Genomic DNA, 26,321 nt, shown 5'->3' on the forward strand with positions numbered 1-26,321 from the left:
AATGCGGGCCATGCGTACAACGTGCTTCTCGCTTAAGCGCTGAAGAAACCGCCGATGAAGCCGCCCACCAGGCCGAATACGCCACCGATGGTGCCGCCCAGCGCGCCTAACATCTGGCTGCCCGCGTTATAGCCCGCGCTTGCGCCCTGAATAGCGGCAGCAAACGGATCCCAACCACCGATGATGGCCTGTGCTTTTTTGAAATCGATAACTTGCATGATACTTTTCCTGTAAACGTGAATTAGTTGTAGCTACCAACCAGCGCGCCCAGGAAGCCCATTGCGCCACCCAGAACTCCGCCAACCACACCGCCAACCATGCCCATGATGCTGGCGCCAGTGTCGTAACCCAGCTGTGCACCTTTAACCAGACCAGCGAACGGGTTTAACGCGCCGCCAATAATGTCTTTCGCTTCTACGAATGAAATCGCTTTCATTTTTATCTCCTGTAGTGATGGATCTTTAGCATGATGCTAAAGGCTAATTTCCTTTTATGAAGGAAAGCGGTTGCTACGGGCAGGTGGTCAGCGGAATGATTTTATTGCCATAAATAATCATTCGCCTTGCAGCCTGCCCGGCATTATCTATTTCCAGCCGTTGCCCTGGAGGAATATATTTTGAATTATTGTATTGCGTACTGCACCCGACCGAGGAAACATATTTAAAATAGGTATTCCCGGTATTACTCACCACCCCGTTGCTAAACGCATAATCAAAATGTCGTGTCCATGGACGGACAATCAAAATAGCCTCAAGCGAGACCACCACATCCGACTGGATGCGCTGGCCTTTGCGCGTGATGACCTTTGCCTGGAGCGGCGTCTCGGTGAATTTTACGCGATAGTATCGCTCTTTGTTGTCATGCGGGCCGGTATAGTAAAATTTAAAACCCGCGCGCTCACCGCTCCCCAACGTTAATTGCTTAGGCGAATACATGACTTCGCCGTCTTTTATTTCGGTCTCTTTTCCCTTCTCTTTAGGAACGTCTACCTGAATAAGCGAAACGGTATAATTCTGACGTTCGCTGGTATCGTTTTTTATCGGCTGAAAAACAACTTCTCTTTCGGGAAGAAAATAAATATTCAGACTTTCGATAATTAAAGCATTTGCCCCTGTGGAAATGAAGCAATTTATTGCAAAAATAGCCAGGAATTTTCCAGTCATGGTTGATTAATTCCAGGATGCGCTAACATCTATTCTTCCCTGCGCGGTCACTTCGCCAAACCAGCTATTTCCGTCATAGGTGGTCTTCGATACCGGATTATCCATAACGAACTGGAGGATCAGCGGTGTTTTCCAGAGCCACATATCGGTCACGCCGGAACTCATTTTGTCCCACTCTTCCGCATGGGTGGCTGGCGCCGGGATCGACAGTACCTCGCCTTTACAGTTATGCGCCATGCGCGTCTGGCTTTTCCCCACCAGCATGTTGCCCGGAATGGGAACCGTAAAGCCGTTGCCGCTGAAGGCGCAGTAGTCCACCCCATTCAGGCTTTGAGTAGGCCCGGTGACTTTTACCGTGACCGCAATCGCCGCATCTTTTTGCGCCCCGCTGTAGGTGATGGTGTAGGGGATCTCAATGGGCGTTTCGCCGATGGCGCCTTTCCCGGAGCCGCCCAGACCGTCAGGATCGAGGGCGTAATCCGGGTTGTCGGGCGTAATCTCCAGCCCCGGCTGAATAGGGTTAATCACCAGGCCGCCCCCCGGCTGGAAGCAGAAATCCGCCGCCAGCGAGCTGTTGCCGGGCGTCAGGCACAGGCTGACGATATTGCCAATGCTGCTGCCGTCCCCCGCCTGCGCCACGCTCAGAATTAACGCTTTCGGCAAAAATATTTTAAGGTACGCTTTGCCGCCGTTTTTCTGCGGCGCCGCGAGGAAGGTGTTTGCCAGGACACGCGTATCACTCAGGATACCGCCGGAGATACTGTACCAGGTGTTTTCATCGAAGGTCAGCTCGGCGGCAAGCCCGGTGCCGCCGTTCATGTGCGATTGCAGCACGCTGTTGACGCGGGAAGAGGTGAGCGCCAGCCCCCCGTTGTAACCGGAGATATCTTCCCCAACAAACGTGTATTCAAGCAGGTCGCACAGCACGCCAGAGACCGTGTTGCGGGTGTATTTGGTGCAGGTTGCCCCCGTTGATCCATCGACAATCGTCACCTCGCCGCTGATCGGGTCAATCCCCAGGTTGAGCGCCCTGGAGTTGGTCATGGTCAGCGTGCCCACCTTGTGAAGCGTATTGGTGGTGGTCACTTTGTTGATAGAGCTGATTTGCGGCGTGGAGGTGATGGTCACTTCATCCCCTGGCGCGGCGTTGAGCAGATAGTTAAAGAACGGATCGCCCAGGACCCAGCGCCCGTATGACGTGCCGGGCTCCATCACCGGCGGCTTAACCACCATCGACGTATCGGTATAGCGGGTCGTCGGGGTGAACCCCGTGTTGCCGCAGGACGAGGAACACGCCGTCCCTTTAAAGAACGGAGAGGCGCTGGAACCGGTCACCGAAAAGTCGATGGTCAGCGCGCTGCCTGCCGGACCGCTGTAGCTGTTGTCCGGGATGTAAGTGGCGATACCGTTATTCGTTTTCGCGCTCAGCGTCGGCCACTCACGCGAACCGTGTAAAAACGCGGTCGAGGTGCTGTTCAGACTAAACAGCCCCGCGCTGTTTCCCGTACCGTTATTGTCCGGATTATTAATGGCGAAATAGGGCAGCTCCTGCGCATGGGCCACCGCGCTCATCAGCAGCAAATTAAGAGCGAATATCTTTTTCATCGTCACGTTCCTGCGTTCCTTTTGCTTCCTGCCAGACGAAATCGCCTTTGTCGCAGGAGATGTCCCCGAGCCACAGCGCACCGCGGTTAGACTCAATGTCCAGGCGCACTTCGCAGACGCTGTCGTCCGGCGTGGCGATACTCAGGACAGGGTTGTTCTTATCAACGTCGATCACGAAGCGTCCGTCGTTCTCCGTCCGGGTCAGCCCAACGTGGTTTTTGATCTGCGTGGCGCCAATCGGATTGCCGTTTGCATCCACAAGGCGGCCAAACAGGGTGACGATTTTCTTCACCTGCGGCTTCATCACCACGGTATTGCCCGGATAAACCGTGATATGGCGACGCGCATTCGCGCCAATCTCATAGCTTTCCGTACCGGTTTCACTGTTCATCACTTCCAGGTCATAAGCCTGGTATGCCGGCAGCGACAGCCAGGTTTTATCCCCTTTGATGCGTTCTGCCCGGCCGTTAAGCTTCAGGGTCAGCGCTTCATCAGATTTGAGACCGGTACTGACAATCACCCCTGCGCTTTCGGTGCCTTTCCCGGCGGCGATGGCCTCTTTGGACCAGCCCACGCTGCCGTCACTGGTCAGCGTGGAGTTCCAGCCTTTACTCATGCCGCTCTGGACGCTGAGGATGTTGCTGTTCCACGGCGTGTCGAAGTTCACGCTGCCGCCGCCGCTTACGCTGCGATCCTGGCGGCTGTTAAAGGCTTTCGAGACGTTGGCGGTGGCCGATTTCAGGTAATCGCCTTCAAACTGGCGGCTGGCGCTGACGTTCAGCGCCGTGCCGGTATCGCGATTGTGGGAAACGCCAACCGACACGGTATTGCCGAGCGGTATGGCGAAATCGAGCATCACGTAGCGATCTTTCTCTTCGTAATACCCGTCGTATTTGTTGCGCGACATCCCCACCCGCAGGCGCGCCGTACCGTAGCGACCGGCGTATAACCCCTGGGAGTAGTCCAGCTGATAGCGTTTATAGCGATAGAGGTCGTCCTCCTGACGCATCAGGCTCAGGTTGCCCGCTGAGGGCAGGCCGAACGACGGCAGGCTAAAGGAGGCGCCCCAGGTGTTGCCCTTGCTCTCATAGATATCGAGGAACTTGCCGCTGGAGAGCTGTTCATGGGAGTACCAGACCGAACCGATCTGCCACGGCAGGCTGAGATTCGCGCCGTAGTTGGCGCGGTACGTTCCGTCGGAGGCGGCCATGGTCTGGGTATTCACCGAGAAATAGCCCGTCAGGTTCAGGGAGGCCCACAGCTCGCTGACGATGTGTTCCCGCATCATGTAGGTGGAGGCGTTCCAGTCGACCATCCCGCTGCGCTTGCTGAACGAGGCCCCCACCAGCGACATGGTGTCTTTATGTTTGGTGTCATAATCGTAGTAGTAGGTGTTGTCCTGCTCGTTTTTGTGTTTCGCGTATTTTTTATAATTGACGACGGATTTATCGCGGCTATACATCCCGCCCCACATCTGCCAGCGCAGCGTTTCCGACACGTTGCTGGAGAACGGCTTATTCACGGTGTACATGCTACGCGACACGGTGCGGCTTCCGCTCACCACTTCGACTTCGACGCTGTAGATCCCGTAGGGCAGGCTGCTGGTGTCAATTTCGTGATTACCCACATCAAAGCGCTGAATACCAATAAGCTGCCCGTCCCGACGAATACGGGCCTCGCCCGCCGTGGGGAAATAGACCACCACCGGCGTCAGCGAGAGCGTGTTATCGCGCTTACGTGAGTTGGCCTGGTTGCCCATGGACACACCGTAGACTTCACCGCCGGAAATCCCACTGACGCTCGCCAGGGATTGCATCGCCCAGCCGTTCAGCATGCCCGCGGCGTAGCGCATCCCCTGATAGTCGCGCTCCCACATAACCGCGTTCATCTGGGTATCACTGCTGTTCTCGTTGACATAGCCAGAGCCGTCGATCAGCACATGATCAACGCCCATTGAGATCCAGTTTCTCGCGTTCAGATAGCCCGATGACCAGCTGTCACCGTAGCCGCTTTCGGTGTGATACGCCCCGAGGTTGTAGGAGAATGTGCCGCTCAGGTCGTCAGACTCCGGCGCATCAATGTCCACCTCACGCGGGCGAATATTCACCCCGTAGTCGCTCTGCGACAGATTCAGCAACAGGCGCATTTTTTTCTGATCCAGCTCGAACGCGGACCCCGTACTTACCGGAATGCGCATCTGGTCATCAAACTGCTTGTCGTTAATGCTCTGCAATAACGTTCTCATCTCTTTTGACAGACGAATGCCGTTATCAGACTCCTGGACCTGAACGTCCCTCAGCCCCAGCTTCAGATCTTTTGCAAAGAGCGTCACGTCACCGATACGAACATATTCGCTCGCCGTGCCTTCGTGGTTCCCTTGTTGTGCTGAGTGTGGACGCGTATTCACCAGATAGACGGGAATTTTGATCCCCTGCTCCAGCAGTGCATAAAGCGAGTCGGGAAAACGGTAATTAGCGATAACCACGGAGCTTGAGGCTGCATGCGCAAGCGCGGGCAGCGTGCCGGATGCGCAAGCCATCATCACCGGCAACACTAATTTATTTTTCACCATGCATCCTTACTTAACAGGTATGAACTGTTTCAGGTCCCATATTCCGAGATGAAAATGGTTATCCGTCACGTTGATATCCTCGATAGCGCGCGAGGTATCCGGCATCAGGTAGAAGTTTTTGGTACACGGCGTAGTCGGTGATTCCGGATTCGGCTTCAGGCAGGTTCCGGTCGCATTGACGCGAAAAGCGGTGTTGCCCTTATTCGTTATTTTTCCCGCCACATAGACGAAGTCGATCTTCTTATCACGGGGCTGAACCACCAGAATGGTGCTCACCACCGCGCGCGTCATCCCGGTACCGTTTTTTGGTGAACCGCTGTCCACCTCTTCGCTCACCCCTTCATCCGTGAAGGTAATGCGGTAGTAACGCTCTTTGTTATCGGCGTTTCCGTGATAGTAAAATTTGACAATATTGCTGGTACCGGCGGGCATTACCATGCGCGTGGGCGTCAGCAACAGCTCGTCCACTTTCTCCGGATTAATGACGATCCCTTCATCCATTGGGCTACTGATCCGCTGTGCGCGAACAGAAACAATACGCACGCTGTCTGCTTCGTTTTTTATTTCCTTGGCGGTGGAGTCAGCATCCGCAGGAATAATGGTGGTGACTTTTCCCACATTAATGGCCAGCGCGGAGGAAGAGATAAATAATAAAGATAAGAAGGCGGATTTGAGGTTAAACATGCTATTTCCCTAAACAGGGGCTTGCGCCCCTGGATCGATCAGGCCTTAGCCCCAGGTTGCGCGGAACGCAACAGATACGGTCCCTTCCCACAGGCTGTTGGTCAGGTCTTTGAACTCTTTCGCAGTACCCGCGTTGTCCTGAGCGGAGTCAACGTAGAAGACGAATTTGTCCTGGCCGGTAATTTCGGTATCTGCCGCCGCGCCTGCGCTGGTGGTCAGGTTCCACAGTCCAGAAGAGACGCCGGTGTTAGAAGAAGAATCAACCAGCGTGGTCCATGCGGTTGATTTCGCCCCCACGGTGCCACCGATAGAGCCCAGGTCGTTACCGCCCCAACGCGCACCCACTTTCAGCTTGGTCGCTTCACCGCCCACGCTGAACAGCGTGTTGTTTGAATCGTCGAGGATAGCTTCGAGTTTGAAGCTGGTCGCCGTAGAGTGATCGCCACGGATAGCCACATCAAACAGACCGGTATCGGTGTTGAAAGATTGGGTATTGGCGCTGTAAACGAAGTTCAAAGCACGCGTTGGCGTAACAACCAGGTCGGATTCGCTGTCTTTGGTCGCGGTTGCCTGCCAGGTGGCAGAAGCCGTCGTTTCTGCTGCATTAACTGCGCTCAGGGCAGAAACAGACAGCAGGGAGCCCAGAACGATAGCGTTCAGTTTGTTCATTTATTTAGTCCTTCAAAAAAGAATCCACGTGTATAAAAAGGGGAGCCCCTTTTTCGAGGCGGAGTATAGACAGCCGCAAAATAACGAGGCAATACAGAAAAATTCACTCGCCGGAGAATAACAATAAAAATATAAATAAATTTCTCGTATCTTATTGTTACGTATTGAGTAAATCACTCAATTTCCCGAGCAATAGATAAATATCGATTTTTCAATAAAGAGAAATATCAGGACGTCGGAACAGCCACACACATCATTACAGGCAAAACCAGCCCCTTAATTAACCAGGCGTGCGGTTTAACGCGGGTAATATAGAAGAAGTTGATATTATCAAGTAACATTTCGTTTACAACGCCATCCGGCGCCGCATCATCTTCAGATTTATTCAGCTTTTTATCCTTAATATAAAAGATATTGCTTCCGTCGACTTTTTCCACGCTGAGCGTGTAATTTCTGTCAATCAGGTAGCTTTTGCCCTCTTTCTTGAGTACGCCTTTATGAATAACCGTCACAACATCTTTGTTGTTAAACAGGAAAAGCGTGGTTAGCGACATATCGGTTAACTCACCCGTGGAATAGGTTTTCCAGGAAATGGTATCTGACTGGCAGCCAAACCCCTCATCCTGCGTTCTGGTAAAATAGATCCACAACAACGCGATGGCAGACAGCGCCAGTACGATACTGAACAGTACACTCATTTTAGTCCTTGACATATTTTAACTCCCGGTCAGGCTTCTGTAAGAAATGCAGTTCTTATAATCGTCGATACTGTCCTGCTGATAACAGATGGCCAGGAAATAATTTTCTATCTGCGACTTTTTAAACCTGGAATAGTAAGCATCTGCAACCTGGTGTTGACAGTCGATATGTTGACTGGCAATGACCTCTTTTACGTGATTAAAGTAGTGCTGTCGCGGCTGATACATATTCTTATCGATCAGGTATACCGTACACCGGTCCACTTTACCGAGCAGATGCATATCAGAATCTTTCAGGCTCTCGGCATAGGAATCCCTTTGGTGCAACAGTAAAACAGCGGTGCCGATAACGGTAATCAGTAATAACGTGCAAAGAGAAATAAAGAGTCTGTGCAGCGATATTAATTGTTTAGGCGGATCGGCATCTTTCTTATGCGCTAGCGTATCGAATGCTTCAGAGGCAGATTGCTCACTAAGCGTTGAAACGACCGGCGGCCTGACCGTGTGATGTTCAATATGCGCGGCAAGGCTAAATCCCTTGCCACGTATCGTTTTTATCAGTAAAGGATCGCATCCTAATGTACGAAATGCTTTTCTGATTTCACTTATGGCAACATTCAGACTCACCGAAGAACCAGAGAAACCATGATCCTCCCAGACCTTCTTTATCAGGTCGTCTCTGTCGAGAGTTTTACCATTATTGATGATAAGTTCATAAAGCAGACGACCCGCCTGGTTAGATAACTTAATGGATGACTCTTCCTCTCCATTAATCATGATCATACCGGTGTCGACTTCATAAAGCATTGTAAGATCAATGAGATACTTCATATTATTATTACACCATTGTTAAAATTATGTGCATTTGCCAGGCAATAATAAGTCTAAAGTTTGTGTGGTCAAGTCGCGTGATATTAATTGAGAGATGAATTCATAAAGCTTCATTAATTAACAATTATTAAATCATTAATAAAAATATTCGAACTAACGCATTTAGGTTAAAACATTAAAAAAAACTAACTCGCAAGATTATAATCTTAAACTTTAGAAGTTGTTGGAATAATGTTTTGTTATGTACTTTTTTAGTGCAACATAATATCGTCAAAGCATTCTCCCGAGTCGCAATGCGTCTAGCCGGTACATCAGGGACATGTGTAGCCGATTAACATTCATTTTAAATAACACAAATCTTCATGGAGTTTATCATGTTCAAATCGATCATGACCGTATCACTGCTGGCCGCCGCTATTGCTTCTACCAGCGCAGTTGCCGCAGACAATTCAGCGGGTGGTATCATTAACTTTACCGGCGCTATTACCGATACAACCTGTACCATTAACGGCGGTAAAAGCGCGGACTTTACCGTTGCGCTTTCCCCTATTTCGGTAAAAGATGCAGGCACCACGGTTGGCCTGATCACTAAGAATAAAAAATCTATTGCGCTGACGTTCTCAGGTTGTTCACCAGCAGCCGGAACAACCGGTACCCCGCTGAAAGTGTATTTCTCCAGCGCGGATAATATTTCCACTGACGGTAAATACCTGCTGAATAACAGCGTGAATGAAAGCGATGCCAGTGTGGCACGTAATGTCGGTTTTGCGTTAGTGGAGCCAGGTTCGTCTACGCCAATTACCCTGAACCAGCCTTACACTACGGATATTATGGGTACAGCGACCGCGCCAGATTCCGAGACGCTGACGCTGGATGTTTATTACTATAAAACGAACGCCGCTGCCGCCACCGTGGGCGAGTTAAGCTCCAACGTAACGTATACCATTTCCTACCTGTAATAATGATTATTCAGGCTCTGTTTTCGCAGAGCCTGTATTTAAGGTTGCAATCATGCGCAAGGCAATTTTGCTGGCAGGCTTACTGCTAAGCACCGGTCACTCATGGGCCAATATTGTCATTAATGGCACCCGTGTCCTTTATCCTGAAAATAACAAAGAGGTGATCGTCCAGTTAATGAATACGGGCGATGCGCCCGCTCTGGTGCAATCCTGGATAGATGACGGTGATATTAATTCCACGCCGGAAACAGCCAATGTGCCGTTTCTGCTGTCGCCGCCGGTGATAAAAGTTAACGAACATAATGGCCAACAGCTTCGTATTAAAAAGCTGCCGTCCAGCTTGCCTGCGGATCGCGAATCCGTCTTTTTCCTGAATGTTCTCGACATTCCGCCCAGACCTGAAAATCTGCAAAATCAGAATACCGTTCAGCTGGCGATTAAATCCCGTATCAAACTTTTTTACCGGCCCGCTGCGCTGAAAGGCACGCTGGATGACGCGGTGGCGAAACTGACGCTCGCCGCCGAAGGCGATCGCTTTCGCATTACAAATAACAGTCCGTTCCATATTACGGTCGCCAATATTTCGCTGGGTAAAACGAAATTGCTCCAGGAGTCCCCGATGGTTTCCCCGTTTGGGCAGCTGACGGTCGCCGCAAAAAATACGGTTAAGCGCGGACAGACCTTCCAGCTGATGTATGTGGACGATCTTGGCGCGTATAAAACCCGGACTTTCACCAGTCAGTGATCGGAAAGACTCACCATGAAAATGAAACAAAACAGACTCTGTCTGCTGGCAGTCTGCACGCTTCTGCTTTCGCATAAATCAGGGGCCGTCTCGTTTGATCCCTCCCTGCTTGCTGGCGCATCCGGTGAGTCCGATCTGTCTCGCTTTTCCGAAAACAACGCCATGCCTGCCGGCAATCAGGAGATGGATATCTACGTAAACGGCAGCTGGAAGGGACGTTATACCGTCATCTACGGCGAGCAGCGTGACGACATCCGCCTTGCCTGGAAAGATGCCCGGTCGCTTGGCATCAACACCACGTCCGTACCTGCGCCCGCCATTGCGCACGGGCAGGTGCAGCTGCGCGATCTGGTTCAGGGCGGTGAAGTCAAAACCGATACCAGCACCCTGAGTCTGGCGCTTACCGTTCCGCAGGCGGCCGTGCTGCGTACTGAAGAAGGTTACATTGCCCCCCAGTTTTGGGATGAGGGGATCCCGGCGCTGATGCTCTCGTGGAACACGACCTGGTATAACACCCGTGCAAAAGGCGCTGCGAAAGACACAAATGATGATTTTTATGCCGGGCTGGATTCCGGCGCCAACCTGTTCGGCTGGCAGTTTCGCGACAGCAGCGCCTGGCGGAAAACGGCCAGCGGAGAGAGTAGCTGGCAGAATAATACCCGCTACCTGCGCCGTCCCCTGGCCTCGCTGAAATCCAACCTGACGCTGGGTGACTTTTATATTCCTGGCGATCTGTTTGATTCCCTGCGCGTGCGCGGCGTGTCGCTGGCGTCGGACATGAAGATGCGCCCAAATTCACAGCAGGGTTTTTCACCGGTGGTTCACGGCGTGGCACGGACGAACGCCCTGGTGAAAGTTATCCAGAATGGCAACGTGATCTATCAGGAGAACGTACCGCCGGGCCAGTTTACCCTCGACAGCATTCAGCCTACCGGCTCTGCGGGCGATTTGCTGGTGGTGGTGCGTGAAGCGGACGGTTCACAGCAGTCCTTCACGGTGCCGTTTTCCGCCGTGCCCGGGATGCTAAAAGAAGGGGTGAGTCAGTACAGCGTGGTGGCGGGTAAAGTGCACCAGAACACGCTCGATGCCGAACCCGCATTCATGCAGGCCACGCTGCGCTACGGGTTTAATAATCTCATCACCGGGTATACCGGGACGATTATTAGCGATAACTACCAGGCCGGGCTTGTCGGTACCGGGTGGAACCTTCCGTTTGGCGCGGTCTCGTTTGATGTCACCCACGCCAAAACCACCCTACAGGATCGCACCAGCAGCGGTCAGAGTTATCGCGTGTCGTACAGCAAATTTATCGATACCACCGCCACCAACTTCACCCTGGCGGCCTATCGCTATTCCACTAAAGGCTATTACAGCTTCAGCGACGCGCTCTATTCGCGCGAAGGGTATCAGCGCCTGAGAGCGCAGTACGACGACTATGAAGATCGGTTTGGCGTTGCGCCCGACATGTCGCTAAGCACCTGGGATGCCCTGCGCGCGGCGCAGCCCAAGAATACCTTTACGCTTAACCTTAATCAGCGCCTGCTCAATAACTGGGGCACGGTATTTGTCTCCGGCACACAGCGCGATTACTGGAACTCACAGCAAACCACGCGCGAATACCAGATGGGCTATTCCAACGCCATCGGCCGCGCCAGCTATACCCTGTCGGCCAGCCGGGTACGGAACAGGGACAGTGAAGAAGAGACGCGCCTTTACCTCTCCCTCAGCCTGCCGTTCTCGCTGTTTGATAATAATGCCTGGATCACCTCCAGCCTGACGGCCAGCGATTCGCATTACGAGCAGAGCAATATCAGCATGAGCGGGAACGCGCTGGCGTCGAACCGCCTGAGCTACACCCTCTCCGGCAGTAATGCGCGGGGGGGTAAAAATGCGGCAAGCGTTAACGCCGCGTACCGTTCGAACTTCGCGACACTCGGTGGCTCTTACAGCGAATCCTCCGACTACCGCCAGACCGGGCTCAGCGGACGGGGAAGCCTGGTGGCCTACCCGTGGCACGTTCTCGCCTCAAACGAAACCGGCACAACCATGACTATCGTCGATGCGCCAAAAGCGGAGGGACTGATGGTGAACGGCGATGAAAGCATTATGACGAACCGCGATGGCGTGGCGCTGGTGCCTTACGCCACCCCGTATCGCAAAAACGCCATTACGTTATCGCAAACGGAAAACAGCGCTGGCGCGGAGGTGATCGGCAACATGGCTAACGTGGCCCCTTACGACGGGGCGGTGAGCTATATCCGCTTCGAAACCGACAAACGCCAGTCATGGGTACTTCATGCGACGCGTGCCGACGGCAAACCGCTGCCCTTTGGTACCGAAGTGCTTGATGAACACGGTGAATCTGTCGGGTATGTCGGCCAGGCCAGCGTACTGTATATCCGCGCTGAACAGCCGCCACGCGCGCTCAACGTGCATCTCCGGGGCGGGAAGTGCGAAATCTCCGCCCCAGCCTGGGGGTTGAACAGCCCCTCATCGGTTTGCCATTAATTACGGATTATCAAAATGTTACGATCATTCATATTCCTGCTCCTCTCCAGTATTAGTGGGATGAGCTATGCCACCTGCTCCGGCAGCAGCATCGTTTATGGCACACCGATTACCATTGATTTATCGGATAAGCTGAGCCCGGCCACGCCCACATGGACCGGCAGCTTCAGCACCCAGTACAGCGGCTCATTCAACTGTACGACGGGTAACAGTGAATTTTCTTACACGCCGATCCTCTCGACCGACAGCAAATACGCGACCATCCTCGGATTCAGCAATAACAAGTATATGGTGCGGGCGGAGATCACCAATCCCCCGGCCAATAAAACCCTGACTGCCAGCGGTAGCCATACGGCGTCTGAGCTGAACACACCGTTTACGGTTCGCTTCACCCTCGTTAACCAGAGCGGCACTACCCTGACGGGGGATACGGCGAACATGAGCGACGTTCTGTTCGTCAGCGACATGAGTGGGTTATCCTTCTGGGAAATCATCACCTGGCCAATCAATCAGGTCATCAAGATAGCGCAGTGGTTATTCAGCGGGTTCAAGTGGCCTTACGACAACCGGGATATGTTTGGTCAGCCGATGATCATCAAATACGCGCCAAAACTGACTACCTGTTCCTTTGATAATGCGGGGCTGACCGTAGCGCTGCCGACGCTCGGCATTCCCCAGCTCAGTGCATCCTCACAGCCGGGGCTGACGCCTTTTTCACTGAACATGAGCTGTCAGAACGTCGGGGTTAACGGCAATTCCGATCGGGCAATTGAGATGTTTCTGTCCAGCACGCAGCTGCTCTCAACCGACAGCTCGGTGCTGATCGACAGCAGCAGTAGCGCGGCGCAGGGCGTGGGGCTACGCCTGATAAAACGTGACGCGCCACAAACGCCGGTGACCTTCTCTACCTCAACCACCAGCCGTGGCAACGCCACGATGATTTTCAGCGTGGCGGCTGGCGCGGCGCTGGACGAACATTTCACCCTTCCGATGGCGGCGTACTATTACGTGTGGGCGCCCGCCCAGGTGAGCCAGGGTAAGATCAATACATCGGCTACGCTGAATATTATCTATCCCTGATGTGAGCTATTTCTCCATCTTTCCAACCGCTTGCACATACTTAATCAGTTCGCTGTGGTTGGAAAGATTCAGCTTTTTCATCGCATTGTGCTTCTGCGTCGCAATGGTACTGACCGAACGGTTTCGATGACGGGCAATCTCCGTCGTTGAAAATCCTTCCACGATAAGATGGAGCACCTCCCACTCTCTGGCCGAGAGGATGGAGCGCGCCCGGGAACCGGACCGCATTACCCGCCTGAGCCACGAAGAGATCGACGGTGTTTGCCCGTCCGCCATGAGCAACGCGGGTAATTCCTTTTTCAGTTCAGTCAATTCATCCTGCTGACTGATGGTTAATTCAAATTTCATCTCCAGAACTTTTTTTAACAGTCCGTAAGGCAGCTCGGGCACCAACAGAACACGCCTGACGTGATGGGTTTTACATAAAGATGTAAAACGGCTGCTGACCTCCGCACTCCACTCTTTATGATTAAGCAGATAATTAAATTCAGTGAAGAAAACATCCACGTTATTATCCGCGACCGCCGCCAGCGCCTGTTCAGTGGAATCGACCTGAGTAATGTTCAGTACGTAATCGGGTAAAAGATCATGGAGCGCCCGGAATATTATCTCTTTAAATATATTTATTTTGTAAAACACCATTACCCTTACGATACGTTCAGTATTATTCATGTCTTTTCTAAATTCTCGTGACCGGAGGAAAATGATAATAGTTTATGTACTCATCACTCACAACCTCTTCACGCCAGGATTTTATCCTTCTCAGGCTTAAAAATCTGAACAAGGACATTAAATTTATAGAAAAAATTCTATTTTATTCTGCACGCCGTTTCCTCTTGCAGATAAAACCTTGTCGATAACCCTGCCGCGATCACAATTTTTCTTTCAGGAATAGCAGTAAGCCACTGAAAAAACGGTGGATAAACCCCATCAATCAACCTTCTGATGCTTATTAATCGCCCATTCACAGAATAAAAATCTGGCATGAATATTATTAGAAGATTAAAACAATTGCATATACCATTAAAACCATTTTTCAATTTTATCTTCCTCTAATAATTGGCATCAGCTTTACTCGACGGTTTGTATTGGCTTACATTGATGCCATCGCATCGCGTTATTTAAAAAGTGCTCGCCATTCTTTTAATAAGAGAGTGCGAACCGCCATTTTCTCTTATATGGACTGTTTACTCAGCGAAAGGAGAATGCCAATGCAAAATAAAAAAACAATTCACGTTGCCGTTGTTGACAGCTGCGAATTCACGATGATTGGCCTGCAATCGCTCGGAAAGCGTGAGCCTGATGAAAAACACGACGTTATTTTCCATGGGTTTACCCATATCGAAGAACTTGCTATGAGTGAACAACTCTTTGATATCATCATTTATGATCCGTTGAATACGCGTCATTTCCGGGTGACGACGAATGACGACATTCTCTGTATTAAACAGAAACAAGTGACGGCGAAGATCTATATCTATTCGTTATCCGCTGGCTATTTGAAATTCAAACATGTTGATGGGGTAATCAGCAAAAGAGTCTCCCTGGGGGATATCAAAGCGCTGTGGCAAATACTGATGAGCCAGACGCCGCAAGAGTCTGGTCGTTACAACGTAGGCATGACTACCCGCTTACGCACCCCGGCGAGGCTGTCCAGCGAGGAGGCCAGCGTATTGCGCGGCTATTCCTGTAATCTCAAAACCAAGCAAATCGCCCGTCAGCTGGGGTGTAACGTCAGGCTGGTTTACTTTTATAAAAACAACGCCATGAACAAGCTTAAGGCCGTGCGTGGCCCCTCGTTTTACCAGAGCATTCGCTGGATCCTGAATTAAGAATTTGACCGTGTGTCGTTTGCCTTTTGTTCCCGTGTCCGCGGGAACCTTTTTTCATTTCCTGAAGGCTGTTCCATGTATACCGTTCTTCCCTCTCCCCTGTTGCAACGTATCTCAGGGCTGCGATTCCAGCCGCTTGTCGATCTTCATTCGGGCCAGATGTTCGCGCATGAAGTTCTCGTGGAGATCCATAACGTCAATCTGGAGATATTGTTTGCTTCTCTGCCTTCGCGCAGCGCGCTGCAAATCTTCTTCTGGCAGGCCAACACCCTGTTACAGATACCCGCCCGGGACGCTTACTGGCTAAACCTTCCGGCAGAGCACCTTCTCGACGAACGCGCTATCCGGTTGTTGCTGGCGTTACGCCATCAGCAGCGGTTAACGATTGAAATTCAGGATCCTCTCACCATCACACGGCTGAGTAAGGCTGAGCAACATCGTCTTCATGCCACGCTTGTTCGGTTAAAAGAGGCGGGATGGCAAATCTGGCTGGACGATTTAACCCGGGAGTTGGCTGAGGCGTTCGCGCGGCTTGCGCTGCCGCTGGATGGGGTAAAAATTGACCGCTCAGCGCTGCGCGAGCGCGCGCCGCTTGCCCCGTTTGTGCAGGAGGTCAGGGCAGGTATCGCGCAATCAATTCTTATCGAAGGCATCGAAAACTCGCGGGATCTGGCGCGCGCCCGCGCGTCCGGCGCACAGTCTGGCCAGGGTTTTCTGTGGCCCGAAAGCCGCACCGATGCCCGCGTAACGCTGTGAGGGCCAGCTTACCGTGGCCTACCAGCCCGGCACCGCACCGCCGTTAAAAAGGGTCTCTGCCGCTTTCGCCACTTCCGGCGACTGATAGGACTGGATAAATTCCTTCACGTTTTCGGCGTCTTTGTTGTCTTCACGCGTGACCACTATATTCACGTAAGGCGAGTTTTTGTCCTCAATAAAGACGCTGTCATGTACCGGAGACAGCCCCGTTTGCTGAAGATAGGTGGTACTGATGATGGCCACATCCACTTTCGGATCGTCCAGCACGCGCGGCAGCTGCGCACCTTCCAGCTCCATAATCTGTAAGTTTTTCGGGTTCGCGGTAATATCCAGCGCCGTCGGCAGCAGGCCCACATCCGGTTTAAGGGTAATCAGCTTCTCTTTTTGCAGCAGCAACAGCGCGCGGCCGAGGTTGGTGGGATCGTTTGGAATCGCAATGGTTGCGCCATCCTTCAGCTCAGACACCGATTTAATCTTTCGGGAGTAACCCGCCATCGGGAAGACGAAGGTATTGGCCACGGCGACCAGCGTGTAATTGTGCGCCTTGTTATCTTGTGCAAGGAACGGGCGATGCTGGAAGACGTTGGCGTCCAGTTCGCCCTGGTTGGTGGCATCGTTGGGTAGCAGCGAGCCGCTAAAGCCCACCAGCTCAACATCCAGACCGTATTTCTCCTTTGCCACCTTTTTGGCGACTTCCGCCACGTCCTGCTCAGCGCCATTAATCACGCCGACTTTAATGTGTTTGGCATCATTGCCGCCTTGATCGCAACCTGCCAGCAGCAGGGCCGCGAGCACCAGAGCACTCAACTGAAATTTCACGAGACAGTTCCTTTCGACAGTGGTTTTGAAGACTATATCGACAACGAGACGGCAGGCTAAAAAACGAAAAGGAATCAGTAAGACGGTTAAGTTATATGCGGCCTGTTGCCGGGTGGCGCTGCGCTTACCCGGCCTACGTAACGGGCGAAGTGTAGGCCCGGTAAGCGTAGCGCCACCGGGCGATGGGCATCAGGCTACGGTAGTCCAGGCGCAAGCAGAACCGCTAACCTCACGCCTGCCGACGCAGCGGCGCTTCGCGCAAAAACCACGACAGCACAAACGCCAGCACCATAATCCCCGCCGCCAGCATAAACACCGCATGGATAGCCGAGCCGAACGCATCCAGATAGTCCAGACGCAGGGCATCAGGCAGATGGTGAATGGCAACGGGATTAAGTTCGCGCGGCAGTTCCGCCCCTTCCGGCAGCCTGTCGATCAGCCCTGATTGCAGAATATGGGTGAACACCGCGCCAAACAACGCAACGCCAATCGCCCCGCCAATGGAACGGAACAGCGTCACCCCAGAGGTCGCTACGCCGTATTGATCGGCTGACACGCTGTTCTGCACCGCCAGCACCAGCACCTGCATCACCAGTCCCAGCCCCATGCCCAGCACGCCGGTAAACAGGTACAGCTGCCAGGTTGGGGAGGTGATTGAAATGCGCGTCAGTAACGCCATCCCCACCACGCCGAGCAGCGTGCCGAGGATCGGGAACAGACGGTATTTCCCGGTGCGGCTGATGATGCGCCCGCTGATGATGGAGGTGAGCAACAGCCCGCCCATCAGGGGGATCAGCTGCAAGCCGGCCTGCGTTGGCGTGGCGTCTTTCACCACCTGTAAATAGAGCGGCAGGAACGTTACCGAGCCAAACAGGGACATGCCGATGATAAAGCCAATCAGGCTACAGAGCAGGAAGCTGCGGTCGCGGAAGAGCGACAGCGGGATAATCGGCTCCCACGCCAGCCGCTCTTCGTAAATAAACCCGGCGATCCCCGTCAGGCCGAAGGCCAGAATGCACCACAGCTGCGGGTCGTTCCATTGGCGGATCGTACCGCCCTCGGTGGTAAACAGAATGATGCACAGCAGCGCCATGCTGAGGTAAATCGCCCCCAGGTAATCAATCTCATGCTTGCTGCGCCGCGCGCTGCCGTGGAATACCGCGCCAATCACCAGCAGCGCAAACAGCCCCAGCGGCAGGTTGATGTAGAAAATCCAGCGCCAGGATGCATGCTGAACGATAAACCCGCCGATCAGCGGGCCTATCACCGTCGCCAGGCCAAACACGCCGCCAAACAGCCCCTGATAGCGACCCCGATCGGCAGGCGGGATCACGTCCGCCACGGCGGCCATGCTGATCACCATCAGGCCGCCGCCCCCCAGCCCTTGCAGGGCGCGCATCAGCACCAGCTGGGTCATGTTCTGCGCCAGGCCACACAGCGCAGAGCCCACCAGGAAAAGCACTATTGCGATTTGCAGGACGATTTTACGGCCAAACAGATCGCCGAATTTGCCATACAGCGGCACCACGATGGTCGAACTGAGGATATAGGCTGTCACCACCCAGGAGAGCTTATCCAGCCCGCCCAGCTCGCCGACGATGGTCGGCAGCGCGGTGGAGACAATGGTCTGATCCAGCGCCGAGAGCAGCATCACCAGCAGGAGCGCGCTGAACAGCAGCTTAATCGACGGCGCCTTTTTCGCAGGTTGAGTCATTACGTCAGACTCCATAAGAGATCGCTTGAAATTAATTAATCGAATAATTAATATTCAGGTAAGTTATGGATAAGATCAAGAGACAGCGTGACCGTGCCAGCACTAAAAGACAATTCTGAACCCCGCCGCCCCGGACGTCCGCGCGGCGGCAAGCGCGTTACCGCCAGCCGCGAACAGCTGCTGGACATCGCCCTGAACCTCTTCTCCCGCCAGGGGATCGCCAATACGTCGTTGAACGCTATTGCCCGCGAAGCCGGCGTGACGCCCGCCATGCTGCACTACTACTTCAACTCCAGAGAACAGTTACTGGATGCGATGATTGAGGAGCGCTTCCTGCCGTTACGCGAGCGGATCGGGGCGATTTTCGCCGACAACCGGGATTCGCCGGTGGATGCCCTGACGGAAATGGTCAGGGTGCTGGCCGAACTGGCGGAAAAGTATCGCTGGTTTGCCCCGCTGTGGATGCAGGAGGTGATCGGCGAGATGCCGGTACTGCGTACGCATTTGCAGGAGCGCTTTGGCGATGAGAAATATCACACCACGCTGGCAACCATCAAAGGCTGGCAGCAGGAAGGAAAGCTGAATCCGGCGCTAGCCCCCGAACTGCTGTTCACGACGCTGCTGAGCCTGGTGCTGGTGCCGTTCTCTCGCATGCGCAATGACGAGAGGCTTAATGCCCTCTCGCCGGAGATCGTTGTGCGCCACGTGTTAGCCGTGATCGGCAACGGGATCGGCGGTTAAAGATCCCTGGTCAGATAGTGTCTCTGCATTCCCTGATAAGGGTAATTCTGTAAGGACATCTGCACCTGATAACCCTGTTTTTCATAGAACGGACGCGCCTGGAAGCTGACCGTATCCACCAGCGCGTGACGACACCCTTTACGACGGGCCTCCTCTTCAGCCGTTTTGATCAGCTGGCTGCCGACGCCCGTTCCCCGCACCCTGTCGCTGACCCACAGAAAGTCGATATTCAGCCAGTCGCCTTTACGTACGCCGATTAACCCGCCCAGCATGACGCCGTTGTCGTCTCGCACATATACGCCAATATCGCCACTAAACGTCGCCAGATCTAAATACTGCGCGTTATAGGCTCTTAGCCCCGTTAATAATTCTTCTTTTTCTTCAGCCGTGACTTTATCTGTAATGCTCAGGTGCATAAATCTCTCCTTATTTTCAGCGCAATCTGAATATCTCACAGCTTAACCTTCATAAAAACTCCTTATTTCCTCCATTGTTTAAACAAGGAAATATTCATTCAATATGTAAATAAAAAAAACCTTTCCAATAGGCTCCGAAAACGTATAATGAGAACGATCATTCTCACTTTTTACGGTAGCCGACGATGAGCACAAAGCTGGAAGCACGACAAAAACTACGGCAGGACGAAATCATCACCGCCGCGCGCCGCTGCTTTCGCGCCAGTGGATTTCACGCTGCCAGCATGTCGCAGATCGCCAGCGAAGCCAGGCTCAGCGTCGGACAAATCTATCGCTATTTCAGTAACAAAGACGCGATCATTGAAGAGATGATCCGGCGCATTATCGACTCACGTATTGAGGAGATGCAGGGCAAAACCCTGGTTGAAGGGATGCCGCAGGCGCTTGCCTGGCGCCAGACGCTGAACGAAGATGATGACGCGCTAATGCTCGAAATGTCCGCAGAGGCCACACGTAATCCGCTGGTGGCAAACATGCTGATCGAAGCCGAAGCCCGCATGTTCGCCAACGCCTGTGAGCACCTGAAAAAGCAGTTCCCCCACCTGAGCGATGAGCATATTCGCTGCTGCGTGGAGATTACCGCCGTGATGATCGAAGGCACGATTTACCGTCGACTCACGCCTTTAAAAGTACCGTCAGAACAATTAGAGCCCATATACCAGAATATTTTAAATATGCTTTTCTCTGCGAAGTAATCGCATGTGAATAATTAGCGGAAATAAGTAATTTCCCTTTTTTCATTTCTGGCTCTGCCAGAGATGCGGGATCGCTGTGCTTTTAATTAGCCCTCCTCCCTGTTAAGCGATTAACAGGGCAGGCTTCGTTCACCCTGGAAAAAGATTATGAAAACCATAACAACCTCCATCGCAGCATTACTCCTCCTGACAGGGTGCGATAATGCGCAAACATCTGCTCCCCAGCGTCCTCTTCCGGAAGTGGGGATTGTCACACTCATGAGCCAGCCGGTGTCCGTGGTCAGCGAGCTGACCGGCCGCACCGCCGCCGCGATGAGCGCCGAAGTGCGCCCTCAGGTGGGCGGCATTATTCAGAAACGGCTCTTCACCGAAGGCGATACGGTCAAGGCCGGGCAGGCGCTGTATCAGATCGATCCTTCCAGCTACCGCGCCGCTTATGATGAAGCTGCCGCCGCACTGAAACAGGCGCAGGCGCTGGTGCAGGCCGACTGCCAGAAAGCCCGGCGCTATGCGCAGCTGGTTAAGGATGACGGCGTATCACGTCAGGATGCGGAAGACGCGAAGTCCACCTGCGCGCAGGACAAGGCCAGCGTCGAGTCAAAGAAAGCCGCGCTGGAAAGTGCCCGCATTAACCTCAACTGGACCACCGTCACCGCGCCGATTGCCGGACGTATCGGCATCTCCTCTGTGACCCCCGGCGCGCTGGTGACCGCCCAGCAGGATACCGCGCTGGCCACTATTCGCGGGCTGGACAGTATGTACGTCGATTTAACCCGTTCCAGCGCCGATCTGCTGCGATTACGCAAGCAAACCCTCGCCAGCAACAGCGATACGCTGAACGTGTCGTTGATCCTCGAAGACGGCAGCAGCTACAGCGAAAAAGGCCATCTGGCGTTAACCGAAGTGGCGGTGGATGAGTCTACCGGCTCAGTCACCCTGCGCGCCGTCTTCCCGAACCCGCAGCATCAGCTTCTGCCGGGCATGTTCGTCCGCGCCCGAGTGGATGAAGGCATCATGAATGACGCGATCCTCGCGCCGCAGCAGGGCATCACTCGCGACGCCAAAGGTACCGCCACCGCGCTGGTGGTGAACGCCAGCAACAAGGTCGAGCAGCGTCAGCTGGAAACGGGCGACACCTACGGCGATAAATGGCTGGTGCTGAATGGCCTGAAGGCGGGCGATAAGCTGATTGTGGAAGGCACCGACAAAGTCACCGCCGGGCAGGAAGTGAAAGCTGAAGAGATGAAAACCAACGGAGGAAACGCCTGATGTTTTCCCGTTTCTTCGTGCGTCGCCCGGTCTTTGCCTGGGTTATCGCCATTCTCATCATGCTCGCCGGGATACTGGCGATCCGCACGCTGCCCGTTGCGCAGTACCCGGACGTTGCCCCGCCGTCGATCAAAATCTCCGCCACCTACACCGGCGCCTCCGCACAAACGCTGGAGAACAGCGTGACGCAGGTGATCGAGCAGCAGCTCACCGGGCTGGATAACCTGCTCTACTTCACCTCCACCAGCAGCTCGGACGGTTCGGTGAGCATCAACGTCACGTTTGAACAGGGAACCGATCCGGACACCGCTCAGGTACAGGTGCAGAACAAAGTCCAGCAGGCGGAATCACGCCTGCCGACCGAGGTGCAGCAGTCCGGGATCACCGTCGAAAAATCCCAGAGCAACTTCCTGCTGATCATGGGCGTGTATGACAAAACCGATACCGCCAGCAGCTCGGATATTGCCGACTGGCTGGTGAGTAATATGCAGGATCCGCTGGCGCGCGTGGATGGCGTCGGCAGCCTGCAGGTGTTCGGTGCAGAATACGCGATGCGCATCTGGCTCGACCCGGCTAAGCTGGCGTCGTACTCGCTGATGCCCTCCGACGTGCAGAGCGCGATTGAAGCGCAGAACGTGCAGGTCTCCGCCGGTAAAATCGGCGCGCTGCCCTCGTCGAACGCCCAACAGCTGACCGCCACCGTTCGCGCTCAGTCGCGTCTGCAAACGGTCGATGAGTTCAAAAAAATCATCGTCAAGAGCCAGTCCAACGGTGCGGTGGTGCGCATCAGCGACGTCGCGCGCGTGGAGATGGGCAGCGAAGATTACACCGCCACCGCGAAGCTGAACGGCCACCCGGCGGCGGGTATGGCGGTGATGCTCTCGCCGGGCGCCAACGCGCTTAACACCGCCACGGCGGTAAAAGACAAGATCGCCGAGTTCAAAAAGTCGATGCCGGAAGGCTACGACGTGGCCTACCCGAAAGACAGCACCGAGTTCATCAAGATCTCCGTTGAGGACGTGATTCAGACCCTGTTCGAAGCCATTATCCTCGTGGTGGTGGTGATGTACCTGTTTCTGCAAAACATCCGCGCAACGCTGATCCCGGCGCTGGCGGTGCCGGTTGTTCTGCTGGGCACCTTCGGCGTGCTGGCGCTGTTCGGTTACTCCATCAACACCCTGACGCTGTTTGCCATGGTGCTGGCGATAGGACTTTTGGTGGATGACGCCATCGTGGTGGTGGAAAACGTCGAGCGTATTATGCGCGACGAAGGGCTGCCCGCCCGGGAAGCGACCGAAAAATCGATGGGCGAAATTTCCGGCGCGCTGATCGCCATTGCGCTGGTGCTCTCTGCGGTATTCCTGCCGATGGCCTTCTTCGGCGGCTCTACCGGGGTCATTTACCGTCAGTTCTCGGTCACCATTATTTCAGCGATGTTCCTCTCCGTGGTGGTGGCGCTGACCCTGACGCCCGCGCTGTGCGGCTCGATCCTGAATCACACCGCGCCGCACAAAAAGGGCTTCTTCGGCGCGTTTAACCGCTTCTACAGTAAGACCGAGCACGGCTATCAGAATAAGGTTCTGCGCGCCCTGCGCCGTTCCGGCGGCATGCTGGTGATCTTCGCCCTGCTCTGCGGCGCGATGGGGTTCGCCATGCTGAAACTGCCGGGCAGCTTCCTGCCAACCGAAGACCAGGGTGAAATCATGGTGCAGTACACCCTCCCTGCCGGCGCAACCGCGGTGCGTACCGCAGAGGTAAGCCGCCAGGTACGCGAGTGGTTCCTCACCAAAGAGAAAGCCAATACCGATGTGATCTTTACCGTTGAAGGTTTCAGCTTCAGCGGCAGCGGCCAGAACGCCGGGATGGCGTTCGTCTCCCTGAAAAACTGGTCAGAGCGTAAAGGCGAGGAAAACACCGCGCAGGCCATTGCCCTGCGCGCCACGCAGGAGCTGAGCGCCATCCGCGATGCCACCATCTTTGCGATGACACCGCCGGCAGTGGACGGTCTGGGCCAGAGCAACGGCTTTACCTTTGAGCTGATGGCGAGCGGTGGCACCGACCGCGACGCGCTGCTGAAACTGCGTAACCAGCTGATTGGCGAAGCGAATCAGGACAGCTCGCTGCACGCCGTGCGCGCCAACGATCTGCCGCAGATGCCGCAGCTTCAGGTGGATATCGATAACAACAAAGCCGTGTCGCTGGGGCTCTCCCTGAGCGACGTCACCGACACCCTGTCCAGCGCCTGGGGCGGCACCTACGTGAACGACTTCATTGACCGTGGCCGCGTGAAAAAGGTCTACATCCAGGGCGACAGCGACTATCGCGCGGTACCGTCGGATCTCAACAAATGGTATGTGCGCGGCAGCGACAGCACTATGACCCCATTCTCCGCCTTCGCCACCACCCGCTGGGAGTATGGCCCGGAAAGCCTGGTGCGCTACAACGGCTCGGCGGCGTATGAAATTCAGGGCGAGAACGCCAGCGGCGCCAGCTCCGGTACGGCGATGAGCAAAATGGAGCAGCTGGCGAATAACCTGCCGTCCGGCAGCACCTGGGCGTGGAGCGGTTTGTCGTTGCAGGAAAAACTGGCGAGCGGTCAGGCGATGAGCCTTTATGCCCTCTCCATCCTCGTGGTGTTCCTGTGCCTGGCGGCACTGTATGAGAGCTGGTCGGTGCCCATTTCGGTGATCCTCGTGATCCCGCTTGGGGTGCTGGGCGCGGCCATTGCCGCCTCCCTGCGCGGCCTGAGCAACGATGTCTATTTCCAGGTGGCGCTGCTGACCACCATCGGTCTGTCGTCGAAGAACGCCATTCTGATTGTCGAGTTTGCCGAAGCCAAAGTGGCCGAAGGCTACTCACTGACGCGCGCCGCCCTGCGGGCCGCCCAGACGCGTCTGCGTCCGATCATCATGACCTCGCTGGCGTTTATCGCAGGCGTGACGCCGCTGGCGATTGCCACCGGCGCGGGGGCCAACAGCCGCGTGGCGATCGGCACCGGCATTATCGGCGGGACGCTGGCCGCGACGCTGCTGGCTATCTTCTTTGTTCCTTTATTCTTTGTACTGGTGAAACGTCTGTTCTCCGGTAAGCACGCAAACCGGAGGTCATAATGTTTCGTGTAACTGTTTTAGCGTTAGCACTGCTGAGCGCAGGCTGTGTGTCATTAGATCCCACGTATCAGCGCCCGGACGCGCCCGTTCCGGCCACCCTACCCGGCGCGCACGGCGAAGCCAGCGCCGTGGTGAGCCAGTGGCAGCAGGTGATGAATGATGCGCGGCTGAAAAGCGTGGTGACGATGGCGCTCAACAGCAACCGCGACGTGCAAAAAGCGATTGCGGATATCGACGCCGCCCGTGCCCAGTATGGCGAAACGCGCTCGTCCCTGTTCCCGACGGTGGACGCGGAACTGAGTCATACCCGCAGCCGTACGCTGGCGAGCGGCGTCGCGACGAGCGACGAAGCCAACGGCACGGTCTCCAGCTTCGAACTGGATCTGTTTGGCCGCAACCAGAGCCTGTCGCGCGCCGCGCGTGAAACCTGGCTTGCCAGCGAGTTCACCGCGCAGAACACGCGCCTGACGATGGTCAGCGAGCTGACCACGGCCTGGGTGACGCTGGCGGCGGATAACAGCAATCTGGCGCTGGCGAAGTCCACCCTGGAGAGCGCCGCGAACTCGCTCAAGATTGTGAAGCGCCAGCAGGAAGTAGGTGTGGCAGCGGCCACGGACGTCAGTGAAGCGATGGCGGTTTACCAGCAGGCGCGCGCCAGCGTGGCGAGCTACCAGACGCTGGTGATGCAGGACAAAAACGCCCTTAACCTGCTGGCGGGCGATACGGTGCCCGAGAACCTGCTGCCCGGCACGCTGGAGAGCCTGAGCGATAACGCCATCACGCTGATCCCGGCGGGCGTCAGCTCCAGCGCGCTGCTGCGTCGCCCGGACATTCAGGAGGCGGAACATAACCTGCTGAGCGCTAATGCCAACATCGGCGCGGCACGCGCCAACTTCTTCCCGACCATTTCACTGACCACCAGCGCGGGCGTCGGCAGCGATTCGCTGTCATCCCTGTTCAGCCACGGGATGAAGGTCTGGTCGTTCGCGCCGTCCATCACCCTGCCGCTGTTTAGCGGGGGCAACAATATGGCGCAGTTGCGCTATGCGGAAGCGGAGAAGAAGGGGCTAATCGCCACCTATGAGAAGACCATCCAGAGCGCGTTTAAGGACGTGGCCGACGCGCTGGCGCGGCGCGAAACGTTGAGCGAACAGCTTGATGCCCAGCGTGAATACGTGGCGGCGGAGCAAAAAACGCTGGATGTGGCGACGCGCAGTTACAAGGCTGGCGCGGGCGATTATCTGACGGTGCTCACCGCGCAGCGATCGCTGTGGTCGGCACAGGAATCACTGATTGCCTTGCAGCAAACCGACCTGGAAAACCGCATCACGCTGTGGCAATCGCTGGGTGGAGGGGTTCAGTAACGGCCTGAGAGGGCGATTCTCATACCAGGTG

General features: G+C 54.8%; 24 protein-coding genes. 11 read left to right on the forward strand and 13 right to left on the reverse strand.

What is annotated here, in order from left to right; genetic code table 11:
- Positions 1-32: 32 nt before the first annotated feature.
- The 9 genes from CKK19_RS20265 to CKK19_RS20305 all read right to left on the reverse strand — a co-directional run bounded on the left by CKK19_RS20265 (position 33) and on the right by CKK19_RS20305 (position 8,222).
- A complete protein-coding gene (locus tag CKK19_RS20265) occupies positions 33-218 on the reverse strand; it encodes a hypothetical protein (protein ID WP_001196016.1) in 186 nt (61 codons plus the stop codon).
- A 23-nt stretch (positions 219-241) separates the two neighbouring features.
- A complete protein-coding gene (locus CKK19_RS20270; RefSeq protein WP_022646586.1) occupies positions 242-436 on the reverse strand; it encodes a hypothetical protein in 195 nt (64 codons plus the stop codon).
- A 73-nt stretch (positions 437-509) separates the two neighbouring features.
- On the reverse strand, positions 510-1,163 hold the full coding sequence (locus tag CKK19_RS20275) for a hypothetical protein (RefSeq protein ID WP_225455210.1): 654 nt from the start codon (positions 1,161-1,163) through the stop codon (positions 510-512).
- A gap of 6 nt (positions 1,164-1,169) precedes the next feature.
- A complete protein-coding gene (locus CKK19_RS20280) occupies positions 1,170-2,768 on the reverse strand; it encodes a hypothetical protein (RefSeq protein ID WP_063854026.1) in 1,599 nt (532 codons plus the stop codon).
- On the reverse strand, positions 2,746-5,340 hold the full coding sequence (locus CKK19_RS20285; protein ID WP_063854025.1) for a CS1-pili formation C-terminal domain-containing protein: 2,595 nt from the start codon (positions 5,338-5,340) through the stop codon (positions 2,746-2,748). The genes CKK19_RS20280 and CKK19_RS20285 overlap by 23 nt, the downstream gene beginning before the upstream one ends.
- Before the next feature lie 6 nt (positions 5,341-5,346).
- The gene (locus tag CKK19_RS20290) at positions 5,347-6,024 is read right to left on the reverse strand and encodes a fimbria/pilus periplasmic chaperone (RefSeq protein WP_063854024.1); all 678 of its coding nucleotides are present in this window, start codon (positions 6,022-6,024) and stop codon (positions 5,347-5,349) included.
- 45 nt (positions 6,025-6,069) lie between these two features.
- Positions 6,070-6,693, reverse strand: coding sequence for a common pilus major fimbrillin subunit EcpA (locus CKK19_RS20295; protein WP_063854023.1), 624 nt, complete (start codon positions 6,691-6,693; stop codon positions 6,070-6,072).
- Between the two features lie 227 nt (positions 6,694-6,920).
- Positions 6,921-7,391, reverse strand: coding sequence for a hypothetical protein (locus tag CKK19_RS20300; protein ID WP_022646581.1), 471 nt, complete (start codon positions 7,389-7,391; stop codon positions 6,921-6,923).
- Positions 7,392-7,409: 18 nt separating this feature from the next.
- Positions 7,410-8,222: a winged helix-turn-helix domain-containing protein gene (locus tag CKK19_RS20305; RefSeq protein WP_022646580.1), complete on the reverse strand. Its 813-nt coding sequence runs from the start codon at positions 8,220-8,222 to the stop codon at positions 7,410-7,412.
- 374 nt (positions 8,223-8,596) lie between these two features.
- On the opposite strand from CKK19_RS20305, the gene CKK19_RS20310 reads away from it, so the two are divergent.
- Genes CKK19_RS20310 through CKK19_RS20325 form a run of 4 tightly spaced genes read left to right on the forward strand, consistent with a single transcriptional unit; the run spans position 8,597 to position 13,514 of the window.
- Entirely contained in the window at positions 8,597-9,181 is a 585-nt protein-coding gene (locus CKK19_RS20310) for a fimbrial protein (RefSeq protein WP_022646579.1), read from the forward strand.
- Positions 9,182-9,233: 52 nt separating this feature from the next.
- Positions 9,234-9,926 carry a molecular chaperone gene (locus CKK19_RS20315; protein WP_001223973.1) on the forward strand — a complete coding sequence of 231 codons (693 nt, stop codon included), beginning with the start codon at positions 9,234-9,236 and terminating at the stop codon, positions 9,924-9,926.
- 15 nt (positions 9,927-9,941) lie between these two features.
- Positions 9,942-12,434 carry a fimbria/pilus outer membrane usher protein gene (locus CKK19_RS20320; protein WP_032626649.1) on the forward strand — a complete coding sequence of 831 codons (2,493 nt, stop codon included), beginning with the start codon at positions 9,942-9,944 and terminating at the stop codon, positions 12,432-12,434.
- 15 nt (positions 12,435-12,449) lie between these two features.
- Positions 12,450-13,514 (forward strand): fimbrial protein, encoded by a 1,065-nt coding sequence (locus CKK19_RS20325; protein ID WP_022646577.1) that lies wholly within the window; start codon positions 12,450-12,452, stop codon positions 13,512-13,514.
- 6 nt (positions 13,515-13,520) lie between these two features.
- Here CKK19_RS20325 and CKK19_RS20330 read toward each other — a convergent pair whose 3' ends face one another.
- A complete protein-coding gene (locus CKK19_RS20330) occupies positions 13,521-14,156 on the reverse strand; it encodes a LuxR C-terminal-related transcriptional regulator (RefSeq protein WP_032622107.1) in 636 nt (211 codons plus the stop codon).
- Between the two features lie 569 nt (positions 14,157-14,725).
- On the opposite strand from CKK19_RS20330, the gene CKK19_RS20335 reads away from it, so the two are divergent.
- The gene (locus CKK19_RS20335; RefSeq protein WP_015570093.1) at positions 14,726-15,346 is read left to right on the forward strand and encodes a LuxR C-terminal-related transcriptional regulator; all 621 of its coding nucleotides are present in this window, start codon (positions 14,726-14,728) and stop codon (positions 15,344-15,346) included.
- 75 nt (positions 15,347-15,421) lie between these two features.
- Positions 15,422-16,102 (forward strand): EAL domain-containing protein, encoded by a 681-nt coding sequence (locus tag CKK19_RS20340; RefSeq protein ID WP_023298982.1) that lies wholly within the window; start codon positions 15,422-15,424, stop codon positions 16,100-16,102.
- 18 nt (positions 16,103-16,120) lie between these two features.
- On the opposite strand, the gene nlpA is transcribed toward CKK19_RS20340, so the two are convergent.
- Entirely contained in the window at positions 16,121-16,921 is an 801-nt protein-coding gene (gene nlpA / locus CKK19_RS20345) for a lipoprotein NlpA (protein WP_058677108.1), read from the reverse strand.
- Between the two features lie 229 nt (positions 16,922-17,150).
- Entirely contained in the window at positions 17,151-18,650 is a 1,500-nt protein-coding gene (locus CKK19_RS20350; protein WP_032626657.1) for an MDR family MFS transporter, read from the reverse strand.
- A gap of 78 nt (positions 18,651-18,728) precedes the next feature.
- Between CKK19_RS20350 and CKK19_RS20355 the strand changes: the two genes are divergently transcribed.
- Positions 18,729-19,376, forward strand: a complete 648-nt coding sequence (locus tag CKK19_RS20355) for a TetR/AcrR family transcriptional regulator (RefSeq protein ID WP_032622106.1) — start codon at positions 18,729-18,731, stop codon at positions 19,374-19,376.
- On the opposite strand, the gene CKK19_RS20360 is transcribed toward CKK19_RS20355, so the two are convergent.
- Positions 19,373-19,792: a GNAT family N-acetyltransferase gene (locus CKK19_RS20360; protein WP_063854022.1), complete on the reverse strand. Its 420-nt coding sequence runs from the start codon at positions 19,790-19,792 to the stop codon at positions 19,373-19,375. The two genes, CKK19_RS20355 and CKK19_RS20360, sit on opposite strands and share 4 nt — an antisense overlap.
- A 185-nt stretch (positions 19,793-19,977) precedes the next feature.
- On the opposite strand from CKK19_RS20360, the gene CKK19_RS20365 reads away from it, so the two are divergent.
- The 4 genes from CKK19_RS20365 to CKK19_RS20380 all read left to right on the forward strand — a co-directional run bounded on the left by CKK19_RS20365 (position 19,978) and on the right by CKK19_RS20380 (position 26,290).
- Positions 19,978-20,547 carry a TetR/AcrR family transcriptional regulator gene (locus tag CKK19_RS20365; RefSeq protein WP_038414998.1) on the forward strand — a complete coding sequence of 190 codons (570 nt, stop codon included), beginning with the start codon at positions 19,978-19,980 and terminating at the stop codon, positions 20,545-20,547.
- Between the two features lie 147 nt (positions 20,548-20,694).
- Positions 20,695-21,816, forward strand: a complete 1,122-nt coding sequence (locus CKK19_RS20370) for an efflux RND transporter periplasmic adaptor subunit (RefSeq protein ID WP_038414997.1) — start codon at positions 20,695-20,697, stop codon at positions 21,814-21,816.
- The gene (locus tag CKK19_RS20375) at positions 21,816-24,926 is read left to right on the forward strand and encodes an efflux RND transporter permease subunit (RefSeq protein WP_032626664.1); all 3,111 of its coding nucleotides are present in this window, start codon (positions 21,816-21,818) and stop codon (positions 24,924-24,926) included. The genes CKK19_RS20370 and CKK19_RS20375 overlap by 1 nt, the downstream gene beginning before the upstream one ends.
- A complete protein-coding gene (locus CKK19_RS20380; RefSeq protein ID WP_063854021.1) occupies positions 24,926-26,290 on the forward strand; it encodes an efflux transporter outer membrane subunit in 1,365 nt (454 codons plus the stop codon). Before CKK19_RS20375 ends, CKK19_RS20380 begins: the two co-directional genes overlap by 1 nt.
- Positions 26,291-26,321: the final 31 nt, after the last annotated feature.

Source organism: Enterobacter sp. CCUG 70166 (assembly GCF_020224095.1).
GTDB lineage: Bacteria > Pseudomonadota > Gammaproteobacteria > Enterobacterales > Enterobacteriaceae > Enterobacter > Enterobacter intestinihominis.

Excerpts from the sequence above, each read along its gene's own strand:
- CKK19_RS20315 (WP_001223973.1), top strand. The coding sequence starts at position 9,234 with ATGCGCAAGGCAATTTTGCTGGCAGGCTTACTGCTAAGCACCGGTCAC.
- CKK19_RS20310 (WP_022646579.1), top strand. The coding sequence starts at position 8,597 with ATGTTCAAATCGATCATGACCGTATCACTGCTGGCCGCCGCTATTGCT.
- CKK19_RS20295 (WP_063854023.1), bottom strand. The coding sequence starts at position 6,693 with ATGAACAAACTGAACGCTATCGTTCTGGGCTCCCTGCTGTCTGTTTCT.
- CKK19_RS20365 (WP_038414998.1), top strand. The coding sequence starts at position 19,978 with ATGAGCACAAAGCTGGAAGCACGACAAAAACTACGGCAGGACGAAATC.
- CKK19_RS20350 (WP_032626657.1), bottom strand. The coding sequence starts at position 18,650 with ATGGAGTCTGACGTAATGACTCAACCTGCGAAAAAGGCGCCGTCGATT.
- CKK19_RS20285 (WP_063854025.1), bottom strand. The coding sequence starts at position 5,340 with ATGGTGAAAAATAAATTAGTGTTGCCGGTGATGATGGCTTGCGCATCC.
- CKK19_RS20380 (WP_063854021.1), top strand. The coding sequence starts at position 24,926 with ATGTTTCGTGTAACTGTTTTAGCGTTAGCACTGCTGAGCGCAGGCTGT.
- CKK19_RS20275 (WP_225455210.1), bottom strand. The coding sequence starts at position 1,163 with ATGACTGGAAAATTCCTGGCTATTTTTGCAATAAATTGCTTCATTTCC.
- CKK19_RS20340 (WP_023298982.1), top strand. The coding sequence starts at position 15,422 with ATGTATACCGTTCTTCCCTCTCCCCTGTTGCAACGTATCTCAGGGCTG.
- CKK19_RS20265 (WP_001196016.1), bottom strand. The coding sequence starts at position 218 with ATGCAAGTTATCGATTTCAAAAAAGCACAGGCCATCATCGGTGGTTGG.
- CKK19_RS20270 (WP_022646586.1), bottom strand. The coding sequence starts at position 436 with ATGAAAGCGATTTCATTCGTAGAAGCGAAAGACATTATTGGCGGCGCG.
- CKK19_RS20300 (WP_022646581.1), bottom strand. The coding sequence starts at position 7,391 with ATGAGTGTACTGTTCAGTATCGTACTGGCGCTGTCTGCCATCGCGTTG.
- CKK19_RS20325 (WP_022646577.1), top strand. The coding sequence starts at position 12,450 with ATGTTACGATCATTCATATTCCTGCTCCTCTCCAGTATTAGTGGGATG.
- CKK19_RS20305 (WP_022646580.1), bottom strand. The coding sequence starts at position 8,222 with ATGAAGTATCTCATTGATCTTACAATGCTTTATGAAGTCGACACCGGT.
- CKK19_RS20290 (WP_063854024.1), bottom strand. The coding sequence starts at position 6,024 with ATGTTTAACCTCAAATCCGCCTTCTTATCTTTATTATTTATCTCTTCC.
- CKK19_RS20360 (WP_063854022.1), bottom strand. The coding sequence starts at position 19,792 with ATGCACCTGAGCATTACAGATAAAGTCACGGCTGAAGAAAAAGAAGAA.
- CKK19_RS20335 (WP_015570093.1), top strand. The coding sequence starts at position 14,726 with ATGCAAAATAAAAAAACAATTCACGTTGCCGTTGTTGACAGCTGCGAA.
- CKK19_RS20320 (WP_032626649.1), top strand. The coding sequence starts at position 9,942 with ATGAAAATGAAACAAAACAGACTCTGTCTGCTGGCAGTCTGCACGCTT.
- CKK19_RS20375 (WP_032626664.1), top strand. The coding sequence starts at position 21,816 with ATGTTTTCCCGTTTCTTCGTGCGTCGCCCGGTCTTTGCCTGGGTTATC.
- CKK19_RS20330 (WP_032622107.1), bottom strand. The coding sequence starts at position 14,156 with ATGGTGTTTTACAAAATAAATATATTTAAAGAGATAATATTCCGGGCG.
- CKK19_RS20370 (WP_038414997.1), top strand. The coding sequence starts at position 20,695 with ATGAAAACCATAACAACCTCCATCGCAGCATTACTCCTCCTGACAGGG.
- CKK19_RS20280 (WP_063854026.1), bottom strand. The coding sequence starts at position 2,768 with ATGAAAAAGATATTCGCTCTTAATTTGCTGCTGATGAGCGCGGTGGCC.